This is a genomic window from Scytonema hankhaensis NUACC26, from assembly GCF_045865695.1.
Taxonomy (GTDB): domain Bacteria; phylum Cyanobacteriota; class Cyanobacteriia; order Cyanobacteriales; family Nostocaceae; genus Scytonema.
Genome location: NZ_BAACAP010000074.1, coordinates 1 through 12511, shown reverse-complemented (window position 1 = coordinate 12511; position 12511 = coordinate 1). Strand labels below are relative to the sequence as shown.

Here is a 12511-nt window from a genome sequence, read left to right as displayed (position 1 = left end):
GGTTTCGTTCCTCAAACGCCACGTCACTCAACGGGGGAAACCCCCGCACTTTTTGTGGCTCCCCAACCTACTTCGTCTCTTAAAATAGAATGTTAAGCGAGACTCTTCCCTATGGAAAAGCACAAGCAAAAACGCAAGCGTGGAGTTATCCTCAGCGTTGCAGGATTGAATAAGTTACAAGAAGCTAGATACCAGACGGAGCTCCAGGACAATGACGGTGCAAAGTTTACCTTGGAGGAGTTAAGCTACCGTACTCAGTTAGCTCCGTTTACAGTTTCTAAGGTGCTAGCACGGGAAGAAGGAGTTGATAAGCAAACTCTAGAGTATTTCTATAGAGCTTTTGGTTTGGAGTTAACTATAAGTGACTATCTTAGAGTTGGGAGTGGAAAGTCGGGAGTTGGAAATGGTGAAGGAATTCCCCCTACTCCCCATTCCCTACTCCCTACTCCCTACTGTGATTGGGGAGAAGTTGTTGATGTTTCAATATTTTTTGGACGCAACGAGGAACTCACGCAGTTAGAAGATTGGATTTTGAACGATCGCTGTCGGCTCATTGTTCTACTGGGAATGGGAGGAATTGGCAAATCTTCCCTATCAGTAAAATTAGCAACTCAAATTCAAACACAATTTGAGTTTGTGGTTTGGCGGAGTCTTCGTAACAGCCCATCTCTTTTAGATTTATTAACGAGTTTGCTGAAGTTTTTTGCAAACGGTCAAGCAATAAACTTATCTCCAAATAGTAGCAATGTCTCGCAAGAAGATGCTACGCGATTGCGTATTGCAGAATTCATGGAACACTTGCGATCGCATCGCTGCTCGATCGTATTAGATAACGTGGAGTCCATATTAGCCAGTTGCGAAGACTCAGGACATTACCAACCGGGCTATGAAGACTACCAAGAACTTTTCAAGCAAGTAGGAGAAACATCCCACCAAAGCTGTGTCGTGCTAACCAGTCGTGAAAAGCCTCAAGAAATTACAATTTTAGAAGGGGAAACTTTACCCGTTAGAACTTTACATTTATCAGGTTTAGATACTAGTGCAGCGCTAGAGTTAGTGAGAACCAAAAGTTTTTTCTGTGGTTCGGATGCAGATTGGCAAAAATTAATACAGCATTATTCAGGTAATCCTCTGGCACTGAAAATTATTGCTACTACAATTCAGGAATTGTTTGATGGCGATCTTAAAGAGTTTCAAACTCAAGGGACTACAGTATTTGGAAGCATTTATGACTTACTGAAACAGCAATTTTACCGTCTTTCTGCACTAGAGAAAGATTTAATGTACTGGTTAGCTATTAACCGAGAACCAGTGACAATAGCAGAGTTGCGAGAAGATTTAGTCCTACCTATATCTTCCATGAAACTTTTGGAAGCATTAGATTCCCTTTGCAGGCGAAATTTAATTGAAAAAAAATCAGCCCCACAAACTTCCGTACAATTTACTCTCCAACCTGTGGTGATGGAATATGTTACGAGAAATTTGGTTCAACAGGTATGTAGTGAAATTCAGGAATGGGGACAAGGGAATAAGAGGGACAAGGAAGACAAGGGAGAGGGGGGAGACAAGGGGGAATTTTTCTCAGCGTCTACTTTCTTGTTTCAAAGCCATGCATTGATGAAAGCAACTGCTAAAGATAATATTAGAATTGCCCAAGCTAAGTTGATTCTTCAACCTGTTATCGAGCAATTACTGTCAAACCTACGTACTAAATCAGCAATTGAAAATCTGCTTTTTCAAGTTTTATATGAACTACGAAGGATAGGACAAGGTAACCCACGAGAAAAAGTAGCCAATTCTCCCTTTTCCCCCATTCTCCCTTCGTTAGAACCAGGATATGCGGGTGGTAATATTCTTAATTTGCTGTGTCATATACAAAGTGACTTGACTGGTTGCGATTTCTCGCACCTCACAATTTGGCAAGCGTATCTCCAAGAAACTTCTTTAAAACGAGTGAACTTTACTGGTAGCGATTTATCTAAGTCTGTCTTTGCTAAAACTTTCTCTAGCACTGTATCTATAGGATTTAGCCCTAATGGTAAAACCCTTGCAACATCTCATACAGAAGGTCAAATTTGCTTGTGGGATGTCGTTACTGGTCAGCAGAACGTCCGCTTTCAAGGGCATACTGATTCTACTTGGTGTATTGCTTTTAGCCCTGATGGTAGCAGACTGGCTAGTAGTTCGCAAAACGACAATATTAAATTGTGGGATGTTACAACTGGGCAATGTTTAAGAGTTCTCAAAGGTCATACAGGAGGAGCTTTTGTCGTTATGTTTTCTCCTTGTGGTAGTTTACTCGTTAGCGGAGGTTCAGACTCTGATATTAGAGTTTGGAATCTCAGCAGTGGAGAGTGTACTCAAATTTTACAGGGACATGAGAACGGAATCTTTTCTCTAGCATTGAGTCCAGACGGTAAGTTTCTTGCAAGTGGTGGTAACGATAAAACTATTAAATTATGGGAATTTGCAACAGGTATCTGTATCAAAACTTTGTCAGGACATACAGATTGTATTCGAGGTTTGTCGTTTAGCCCTTCAGGGATACTTGCAAGTGGAGCTTTAGACCCAATTATTAGGCTTTGGGATGTGGATAAAGGTTTATGTGTCGGAACTTTGGAAGGACACAGTAATGGAGTTCCTAAAGTCGTTTTTTTGGATGACGGCAATATCCTTGCAAGTTCTAGTATAGACACAACAATTCGAGTTTGGGATGTTGGCAATCGGCGATGCATCAAAACTTTGCAAGGACATAATAATTCCGTTTATGCGATCGCAATTAATCCCCAAGAAACTCTACTTGCAAGTGGTGGTGACGACTTCACCGTAAAGTTATGGGATATGAATAGTGGAGAGTGTGTCCGAACATTCCAAGGAATGCATAACTGGGTGGCTGACTTAGCTTTTGCACCTCTAAGTTCTGAAGGGACAACACAACAAGAAACAACTATTGTAAGTGGGGGTTACGATCGCATCATAAGACTGTGGAATTTAGATGGTGAATCCCGTCGTTTGATCGGACACACTGATTTTTTATTTTCGGTAATCTTTAGCCCTGATGGACGTACCATAGCAAGTACTAGTGCTGACCAAACAATTCGATTGTGGGATATTTCAACAGGACAATGCTTAAAAGTTTTAAAAGGACATACAGGTACAGTTACAAAAGCTATCTTTAGTCCTGATGGTCGTCTTCTCGCTAGTAGCAGCTATGACCAAACCATTAACCTATGGGATGTAGCAACAGGTCAACTCGTGCAAACTTTACCAGCATGTGTAACATTATCGCTTTCTTTTAGCCCAGATGGCAAAAAACTAGCAGCAGGCGGTTTTGAGGAAGCAGCAAGAATTTGGGATTTAGAAACATGGCAATGCAAGCAAATCATTAAAGGACACAGCAGTTGGGTTTGGTGGGTTGCGATCGATCCTAAAGGAAATATTCTTGCCACTGGTAGTGCTGATGGTACTGTAGGATTGTGGGATATAACAACAGGTCAATGCCTTCATTTGTTACAAGCTCATGATACGTGGGTATGGGCAATAGCTTTCAATCCTGATGGCAATATCCTTGCTACTGGTAGCAGCGATGGTATTATTAAATTCTGGAATGTAGAGACAGGTTGTTGCACAGCAACTTTAACCGACCATAATTTCTGGGTTGTATCTGTTGCTTTCAGCCCCGAAGGAAAGCTTTTCGCGAGTGGAGATGGAGATGCTCAGATCAAAATCTGGGATGTAGAGACAAAACAGTGCATAAAGACGTTGAGACTCGAACGTCTTTATGAAGCAACTAACATTTATGGCGTTATAGGTTTAACAGAAGCACAAAAATCAAACTTGCTGGCTCTTGGAGCAGTTGAGGAAAGGTAGAGTTTAGTAAGAATTTACTGATGAAACTTCTACCATTTGTCAATAAATCATAGCACTTACTTTTTGTATGTGAGTTTGTATAAAATTTCAATTTAGAAGGCAAATTTAACAGAATTTTTACATCAATCTCCCCAGAATACCCCTAAAGTTCTGTTAGTAGGTTAATTCGACACCTGAACTTTGCGTCTACCTTCAGCATATTTGCTTACTTGACTTTAGCAGCACTATATTAACTTGTCACGAACGATCCTAACTGAGGTAAATACTAATGAAAAAAGCTTTGATTGCTGCTTCCACCCTATTTGCTAGTGTAGAAATTTTGACACTGGTACATCTGCCTGTCATGGCGATTACCAAACCGCTCGTTCGAGTGAGTCAAGCGGTACAAGCACCCCTTCCTCCTAACTCTACAATTCAATCCCCCACACCAGCCCTTGGGTTTGGTTTAGCAGATGGTACGCCTGTCAAAGTGAAATTCAAGCAGACAATTTCTTCTAAAACGGCTAAAGAAAACGATCCGGTAGAGTTTGAAGTGTCTGAAAATGTTTTGGTGGGTAACGTAGTCGTCATTGCGAAAGGCGCGATCGCAAAAGGCATAGTCACAAGAGCAAGACGCTCTGGAATGTTGGGTCGAAAAGGAAAGCTAAACATAGCGCTCAAAGAAGTCAGTTTAGTCAGTGGCGAACGCATTTCTCTTCGAGCAGAGCAAAAAAGCGGCGGTGGAACATCCGGAGGAGTCATTGCTGCAGCCGCCGTGCTAACTCCTTTGGCTTTATTCATTAAAGGCAAGAATAGAACTTATGAAGCAGGTACTGAGGTTCAAGCCTTTGTGGATGGGAACTTCGGGCTTGACCGAAATAAGTTTAAAACAAACTTAAGGAGCGAAAATTAGTATTGACTGACTCCTGTCAGTCAAAAAATATCCCTCATAATAATATAAAGACGGGCAACTTTGCCCGTCCCATATTCTGAAGAGAATTTGTCGTTTGCAGTTACCTAACTGCTGATTGGCACGTTACTAAATGCCCCAGTATCAGGCACAAAGATATCTAGACTGTTAACGCCTTCAGGAATTCGCAACCATACGTAAGCATCAGCAGAAGCTTTGGGGCGAAGCGAAAACAGAGAAACACTCCCTGTCGAGCGCTTAAAGCCAATTCCTTTGAAAGTTTCGCTGGTATCGGGGTTGCGGGCTGATGTCTCAGAAATGCTAATCACATCAAGACCGCTAACACCATCTGATACAAGACGACGAATACGCATTTGTACGTTGACGACATCCCGATTTCCAGTTTCCGGATCTTTGATTCGCTTGACAGACAGTAACTCGACTTGTGCTTTGTTTCCAAAAGCGGGTTGCACAAATTGACCGGGTTGAATGCCTGTAGATGCAGTGGTTTTTGATTCTGCTGTTGCAGTGGGAGATGGAGACGGAGGTGTTTCCGGTTGCGGAGGCACTGCTGTTGGAGACGAATTGCTAGTTGTTTGAGTCGAAGTTGTTTGGCTTGTCGTTGTGGTCTCTCTAGCATTTGTACTGACTGTTTGTTGCAGCGTAAATACTTGGTAAGCTGCATAGCCACTACACAATAAAGCCAAGGTTGAAAGTAAAACAGCTACAGTAGACAAAAATGTACTCACACCACTACCTCTACTTAATACTGCACAATAAGAAACATCACGGACTTTTTCACTTTGTAATGGGGTAGAAATGTTTGTTTGACTGTTTGCATATCGATTCTTGGGGAGCGGCTTGTTTCCTAAGTCATCATACAGAGCCGCATTAAATTTATAGAAAAAGTCAATGCTTTAGCAATTAAATTTATCAATAACATTTATTGTATCAGTAGACTTGCGAAAGATGAAGTTCGCTGCTATCTTGACTCCATAAGCTAAACAAGGGTAAAAGATAAAGAATGATTTTAAAAAAAATTCTACTAGTTATTTACTGTTGCTGATTGGGATTCAACTAGGTTTAACTGGAAAACCTGCTAACCCACAAACGCAAGTTCCACCAACGGAAACCACCACCAAATCAATTTGCCCCCTTCAACTACCTGCATCTATCAATGCTGTTCTCGATCGCCCTTTGATGCGCCGCTCTCGTTGGGGTGTTCTCGTACAACCTCTGTCTTCCACCCAAAATCTTTACAGTCGAGATGCCCAAAAGTATTTTACGCCTGCTTCTGTTACCAAACTGCTCACAACAGCCGCCGCGCTACAGCAACTCGGTCAAGATTTTCGCTTTCGCACATCTATATATAGCGATCGCAACGGCGTTTTGCGTGTTGTTGGTAGGGGTGACCCCAGTTTAACCGATACTCAGCTTGTTTCTTTGGCAAGGCAGTTGAAAGAAAAGAGTATCCAAGATATTAAACTTTTGATTGCTGACGATAATTATATTCAAGGAGATGTTGTCCATCCCTCTTGGCAATGGGAGGATATACAGTCCGACTATGGAGCACCAATTAATAGCTTAATTTTAAATCAAAACGTGTTTGGCTTAAAGCTCCAACCCCAAACCGTTGGCAGACCTTTAAATGTCCTGTGGAATGAAACTGATGAGGAAAGACAGTGGCGAGTTGTCAATCGGTCAGTGACAACAGCAGAAAATCAACCCTCCTCGATTAATATCACCCGTGACTTCAAAGGTTCGAGCTTACAGATTCAGGGACAATTGCCAATTAACGCCAAACCAACACTAGTTAATTTACCTGCGATCGATCCTACAGAACACTTCTTGCGGCGCTTTCGGAGTATTTTAAAAACTGAGGAGATAAGCGTTACACAAACATTTGTGTCTCCTTTTAGTATGAAATACAACGAAGAACTAGCTGGTGTTGATTCTCCACCACTATCAGAATTATTAATCGAGACAAATACTAATAGTAACAATCTTTTTGCTGAGTCATTATTACGAGCATTAGCTATCAAAAAGCCACCTGCTCAAAACCAAGCAACGGCTGATGCGGGATTAGAGTTAATGAAAGCGACCTTAACCCAGTTAGAAGTCGATCCAACTGGTTATACCTTAGTCGATGGTTCCGGATTATCTACGAAAAACTCGATTAGCCCAGAAACTTTAGTCCAAGTTTTACAAGCAATGGCAAAATCTCCCTCCGCCTCTGTGTACCGGGCTTCCTTACCCGTTGCAGGGAGAAGTGGGACTCTTAAAAATCGCTTTCTCAAGACACCAGCTGAGGGAATTGTGCAAGCCAAAACAGGTACGATGACGGGTGTTGTGTCTCTAGCTGGGTATGTCAATGCTCCTAACTACAGCCCGCTTGTTTTCAGTATCATGGTGAATCAGACAGGACAACCTGCAAGCGTTATTCGCCAAACCATGGATGAAATTGTGGTGATGTTAGCTCAGTTACAGCGGTGTTAAGCTTCTGGTAACTCGCCAAATTGTTCGCGATATTTTTGTAACAAATCTTCAATGTTTTGCGATCGCATTTTTTGTAACTCTAACATTGTTTTCATATTCTACCCAGTTATGGTAAGGGCTGGGCTGGAAATGCAGCAGTAACAGCTATTGTGTTAGCGTGGTTATTGATTTATGAAACCAGAACACAAGGTTAAGAGCTAGCGTTATGACAGAAGCTAAAAATGTTCTTGGACAACAACTTGAAATGTGCTGCACCTCGCCAATGACTGGTTACTACCGAGATGGTAAATGCAATACAGGGGGAGGTGATTATGGCGCTCACGTTGTTTGCGCTCAAGTCACAGAGGAGTTCTTGGCATTCACCAAGTCTCGGGGTAATGATTTGAGCACTGCTGTTCCCGCATTTAATTTTCCAGGTTTAAAACCGGGCGATAAATGGTGTTTGTGTGCATCTCGGTGGAAGGAAGCTCTAGACGCCGGAGTTGCACCGCCTATAGTTTTGTCAGCAACTCACGCATCTGCTTTAGAATATGTTTCTTTAGACGAATTGAAACAGTATGCGGTTGACGTAAAGTGATATACCTGGATATCTTTGATGCAATACGCCAAAGATAAATTTGGCGTAGATTACCAGTTGCAAAACGTCACCAATCGCTAATGAGCGATCGTAGAACAAGAAAATGCTAGGAAAGCTACTAGACGGGCGATATAAAACTATACAAATCCTAAGTGCTGGAGGATTTGGAGAAACTTACATTGCTGAGGATACTCGCCGCCCAGGAAACCCCAGGTGCGTTCTTAAACTATTAAAGCCTGCTAGTTCTGACCCGTACTACTTACAAGTCGCTAGACGTTTATTTCAATCTGAAGCAGAAATTTTAGAACAACTGGGGAATCACGACAAAATTCCTAGATTATTGGCTTATTTTGAAGAAAACGAAGAGTTTTACTTACTGCAAGAGTTGATTGTAGGACATCCTCTCAGTGCGGAAATGCAAGCGGGTCAACCTTGGGGTGAAGATAGAGTCATTCAGATGCTACGGGATGTGTTGGGCATCTTAGAATTTGTTCATAGTTATGGGGTAATTCACCGCGATATTAAACCTGATAATTTAATTAGACGCAATAAAGACGGCAAACTCGTCCTGATTGATTTTGGTGCGGTCAAACAAATGCGTTCGCAATTAGCTCAGTCACCCAGTCAAGTTGGCGTAACTGTTTCCATTGGAACTGTCGGTTACATGCCAGCAGAACAAGCACAAGGTAAGCCACGACAAAACAGCGATATTTATGCTTTGGGTATAGTTGCCATCCAAGCACTGACGGGGCTTCTACCAAATCAATTACAGGAACATCCAGAAACTGGAGAAGTGATTTGGAATTGGCAGGGATCTCCAAGACTAGAAGCGATCTTACAGAAAATGGTACGCTATCATCATCGCGATCGCTACCAGACAGCAAGTGAAGTCTTACAAGATCTTCAGTTCCTAGCGACTCCGCTACCGCCAACGCAAGCATCACCGTCACCCGATGCACCCGCAGTCCAACCAATAACATCACAGATACCTGTTGCTACATATCAACAATCACCCTCAAGCCCTTTTTTGGATGCAACTAACAACCCCAATCAAATATCTTCTGAGGTTATATCTCCTGCTTGGGTGAATAAAACTTTATCTGTGATTAGGTATATACCTTTTGTAGGTGCATTCTTGTTATTTTTGTTTAAATCTGCTACTTGGTTGATATTACTAGGTGTTGCTCTGACAAGCTTTGGAGCAGGATTATTTTTCCTCCGTTCTTGGTATCCGAAATTAGCAAGAGATTATGATGTTGTTTTTGCTGGTATCTTCTTAGTTTGTGGTATTTTATTCTTATTTCAAGATTATCAGACCTTTAGAAACCAAGAAATATATATCAGTCAGTTTTTACTAACAGGGGCGTGTATTTTTGCTGTTGCTGAATCGATAAGATTGCGTGGAATTAATAAATAGATGAGTTATGAGCCATATAAAGAGTCTTCTTTATAAAGACAACAACGTTTTTCTATTTTGGAATATAGGATAAATTTCATAATTTATACTTTATACTTCATACTTTTTACAAAATATGCTTAACATACTTGGCACAATTCTCATTATAACAGCAATTGCTCTCTCTGCTTTAGTTTTTTTACGTCCAAAAATTTTTAAACGTCAAGATATAGTATTAATAGTTGTCTTTATTATCTGTGGTATTATTCTTCTCTCTCAAGGTAGTATTTACGACCAATTACCACAAATTATTCTTATGTTATTAACAGCTACTGCTGTCTCTTATACAATTGATAGCTTACGTTTGCGAAGCAGAAAAAACTAGTTTAGCTCTAAAAAAGAGCGATCTTTATTGGTCACTTAATGGTCAATTTTACTTTCTACCATTTTTTTTACCTAAATCATATTCCGGACGATTCTATTTAATAAAACAATTCATGGATCTAATACCAATTCTCTATATAGGACTCCTATTTGATTTTTGAACTGCACGTAGGGTGGGCAATGCCCACCACTAGAGTTTTTGGTGGGCATTGCCCCTATTCTTCGTAATGATAAATATATGACTTTAGCTAGATAAATAAATTACAAAAATATGAAAATTTTCAGATATCCAGAGCAAAAAGTTCAGTTCTATTTGCATATTTACTGAATTTTTAGTTATACTTGTCATTTATATAGCCGATTTCATCTACATTCTCAACTTTTTATTCCCATTTTTGGGAAAAAGATATGTTACAGCTGATTCTTATTGTAATTTTTGTGATTAGCGGTTCGGCGCTTTGTTCTAGCGTAGAAACAGCACTCTTTTCAGTATCTACATTAAGAGTACGCCAATTAGCTCAATCAAATAACCCTTCTGTAATGGCACTTTTGGCAATTCGTGAAAATATGAATCGACCAATCGCCACAATCGTTATACTTAACAACACTTTCAATATTGTTGGTAGTATTCTGACAGCTAATATTGCCGCTAGGGTCTTGGGAGACCTTTGGCTAGGTGTATTTTCAGGAGTACTGACCTTCCTCATTATCATCTTTGGTGAAATCATCCCCAAGACAATTGGAGAACGCTATGCAGAACAATTAGCTATACTTGCAGCTTTACCTGTGACCGGGCTTTCCATTATCTTCACCCCCCTAGTTTGGATTCTCCAAACCGTTACTGCACCTTTCACTAGAGGTAAGAGACGACCGACAACGAATGAAGCAGAAATCAAGTTATTAGCAAGTATCGGTCAACAAGAAGGGATAATTGAAAAGGATGAAGCAGAAATGATTCAGCGGGTGTTTCGATTGAACGATTTAACAGCATCTGATATTATGACACCACGAGTCATACTAACATACATACGTGGAAATATGACTCTTGCTAAGGCAAAAGCTGACATCATCGCTTCACAACATACCCGAATTATTGTAATTGATGACTCTATTGATGAAGTTATTGGATTTGCTCTGAAGCAAACTTTGTTAACAGCAATGGTAGAAGGTAACGACGAGCGAACAATTGCTGAACTGTCCCGCAAAGTTCATTTTGTGCCTGAAACAATCAAAGCAGATAAACTTTTGAAAGTCTTTATGGACGCTCGCGAACATCTAGCAGTGGTAGTGGATGAATACGGAAACGTTGCTGGTGTCGTTACCTTAGAAGATGTGCTAGAGGTAATCGCTGGTGAAATTGTAGATGAGACTGATAAAACTGTCGATATGCGAGAACTCGCACGGAAAAAGCGAGAAAGAATGCTGGAATCTATGGATATCAAATAGGTATAAAAATTTCTCATTTCTCAAAAATTGGTATTAATGAATGAAATTGTTAGTGCAATTGATAGGTGCGGGACTGATAGTTTTATCCCTTTTAGATATTTACCTAACTGTTCTGTTTCCTCGCCTTGGTAGTAGTTTAGTGAGTTTGCGACTTGGAAAAGGAGTGTGGTGGTTCTTCCGGTTAATTGCACGTATAATGCCCTTTAAAGACGAAAAAGTACTTTCTCATAGCGGTCCCGTATTGATAATTGCAACTGTCATAGTATGGCTAGGCTTATTGCTTTGGGGGTTCGCCCTAATTGTTTGGACTGAGTTGGGTTGGTCTATACAATCTAACAAAGGGCAAACAGAGACTGATTTTATATCAGCACTTTATTACAGTGGTTTTTCACTAACAACATTGGGAACAGGAGACTTGACGCCAGAAACAACCTTTCAACGCCTGTTGATGATCTTGGAAGCATCTCTTGGCTTTTCTGTTTTTACATTAACGATTACTTACTTACTTTCAGTGTACAGTGCGATTACAAGACGCCATACTTTTGCTTTAAGCTTACATCACCGCAGTGCTGGTACGGCGGATGCAGCTGAAATGCTAGCAAGACTTGGTGCTAGTGGCGAACTCAATGGCATACAACAAGATATTTCTAACATGGCAAGGGATTTAATAGACTTGCTAGAATCACAAAACTCTTACCCAGCATTGCTTTATTTCCGGTTTCGCCAATGCTATTATGCTTTGCCACGCATAATACTATTGGCAATGGATACAGCTACCCTAATTAAAAGTGCATTAAATACCAAAAAGTATCGTTCAGTTACACACTCTACAGCTGTAGAAGAATTGTGGGGTGGTGGTCTACAATTGTTGGTTGAGTTATCTAGTTTATTTTTGCCTAAGAACCGTTCTAAGAAGAATGACTCTCAAGAGCAAATGTGGCACAAGCGCTACTATCATGCGGTAGAAAGAATGAAAGCCGAAGGAATAGAGACAGCAGATGATTTAGAGGCTGGTGTCTCTTTGTACATTTCTCTACGCCGCCAATGGAATCCTCACGTGGTAGCCCTTGCTCGTTACATGGCATATGACTGGAATGAAATAGCTCCTCATGAAAGTTAAGAAATATATTTACTATCGATCTAACCAGTTAAGCAGCCCCAGTGAAGTCACACTTCCTACAAGGTGAGTGCCAACCAGATTGACGTTTGCCAAAACTACAAAAAGATCTAGAGAACGAATGACATTTTCAGGTCTATAGACTGCCATTCCTTGAGGCAGAGCTACAGATTTCGATAATACAGCAATAACGGTCACTTCAGATCCTAAAAAAGCAAACAATAGCCCGATCGAACTGACGATTAATCCAATTTGTAATACTTGAATTATGTCCTCTTTCCTTGGATGTAATTCACGATTAGGCGACTGTAAAAGTTTGGCTAAACGCCTGTAGCG

Annotated in this window: 10 protein-coding genes; 8 read left to right on the top strand and 2 right to left on the bottom strand. The window is 40.7% G+C overall.

Going from position 1 to position 12511, the window contains the following annotated elements:
• Positions 1 to 111: 111 nt before the first annotated feature.
• Both ACKTT2_RS02255 and ACKTT2_RS02250 read left to right on the top strand, forming a co-directional pair.
• Positions 112 to 3870 carry an nSTAND1 domain-containing NTPase gene (locus tag ACKTT2_RS02255; RefSeq protein ID WP_407883540.1) on the top strand — a complete coding sequence of 1253 codons (3759 nt, stop codon included), beginning with the start codon at positions 112 to 114 and terminating at the stop codon, positions 3868 to 3870.
• A gap of 268 nt (positions 3871 to 4138) precedes the next feature.
• Entirely contained in the window at positions 4139 to 4762 is a 624-nt protein-coding gene (locus tag ACKTT2_RS02250; protein ID WP_407883538.1) for a hypothetical protein, read from the top strand.
• A 104-nt stretch (positions 4763 to 4866) separates the two neighbouring features.
• Here the strand turns inward: ACKTT2_RS02250 and ACKTT2_RS02245 are convergent, their stop codons facing one another.
• Positions 4867 to 5508, bottom strand: a complete 642-nt coding sequence (locus ACKTT2_RS02245; RefSeq protein ID WP_407883536.1) for a hypothetical protein — start codon at positions 5506 to 5508, stop codon at positions 4867 to 4869.
• A gap of 310 nt (positions 5509 to 5818) precedes the next feature.
• Here ACKTT2_RS02245 and dacB point away from each other — a divergent pair, with 310 nt between their 5' ends.
• The 6 genes from dacB (at position 5819) to ACKTT2_RS02215 (ending at position 12178) form a co-directional block, all read left to right on the top strand.
• Complete coding sequence (gene dacB, locus ACKTT2_RS02240) at positions 5819 to 7255, top strand: D-alanyl-D-alanine carboxypeptidase/D-alanyl-D-alanine endopeptidase (RefSeq protein ID WP_407883534.1); 1437 nt, start codon at positions 5819 to 5821, stop codon at positions 7253 to 7255.
• 205 nt (positions 7256 to 7460) lie between these two features.
• Positions 7461 to 7832, top strand: a complete 372-nt coding sequence (locus ACKTT2_RS02235; RefSeq protein WP_407883532.1) for a DUF2237 family protein — start codon at positions 7461 to 7463, stop codon at positions 7830 to 7832.
• A 103-nt stretch (positions 7833 to 7935) separates the two neighbouring features.
• Complete coding sequence (locus ACKTT2_RS02230) at positions 7936 to 9249, top strand: protein kinase domain-containing protein (protein ID WP_407883530.1); 1314 nt, start codon at positions 7936 to 7938, stop codon at positions 9247 to 9249.
• A gap of 115 nt (positions 9250 to 9364) precedes the next feature.
• Complete coding sequence (locus ACKTT2_RS02225) at positions 9365 to 9613, top strand: Ycf66 family protein (RefSeq protein WP_407883528.1); 249 nt, start codon at positions 9365 to 9367, stop codon at positions 9611 to 9613.
• Between the two features lie 407 nt (positions 9614 to 10020).
• Positions 10021 to 11058 carry a hemolysin family protein gene (locus tag ACKTT2_RS02220; protein ID WP_407883526.1) on the top strand — a complete coding sequence of 346 codons (1038 nt, stop codon included), beginning with the start codon at positions 10021 to 10023 and terminating at the stop codon, positions 11056 to 11058.
• Between the two features lie 40 nt (positions 11059 to 11098).
• Positions 11099 to 12178, top strand: a complete 1080-nt coding sequence (locus ACKTT2_RS02215) for a potassium channel family protein (protein ID WP_407883524.1) — start codon at positions 11099 to 11101, stop codon at positions 12176 to 12178.
• Between the two features lie 12 nt (positions 12179 to 12190).
• On the opposite strand, the gene ACKTT2_RS02210 is transcribed toward ACKTT2_RS02215, so the two are convergent.
• The coding region (locus tag ACKTT2_RS02210; RefSeq protein WP_407883522.1) for a DUF3611 family protein at positions 12191 to 12511 on the bottom strand (321 nt) is incomplete at its 5' end.

Coding starts and splice junctions, on each gene's coding strand:
- ACKTT2_RS02225 (WP_407883528.1), top strand. CDS start 9,365: ATGCTTAACATACTTGGCACAATTCTCATTATAACAGCAATTGCTCTC.
- ACKTT2_RS02255 (WP_407883540.1), top strand. CDS start 112: ATGGAAAAGCACAAGCAAAAACGCAAGCGTGGAGTTATCCTCAGCGTT.
- ACKTT2_RS02220 (WP_407883526.1), top strand. CDS start 10,021: ATGTTACAGCTGATTCTTATTGTAATTTTTGTGATTAGCGGTTCGGCG.
- ACKTT2_RS02250 (WP_407883538.1), top strand. CDS start 4,139: ATGAAAAAAGCTTTGATTGCTGCTTCCACCCTATTTGCTAGTGTAGAA.
- ACKTT2_RS02235 (WP_407883532.1), top strand. CDS start 7,461: ATGACAGAAGCTAAAAATGTTCTTGGACAACAACTTGAAATGTGCTGC.
- ACKTT2_RS02230 (WP_407883530.1), top strand. CDS start 7,936: ATGCTAGGAAAGCTACTAGACGGGCGATATAAAACTATACAAATCCTA.
- ACKTT2_RS02215 (WP_407883524.1), top strand. CDS start 11,099: ATGAAATTGTTAGTGCAATTGATAGGTGCGGGACTGATAGTTTTATCC.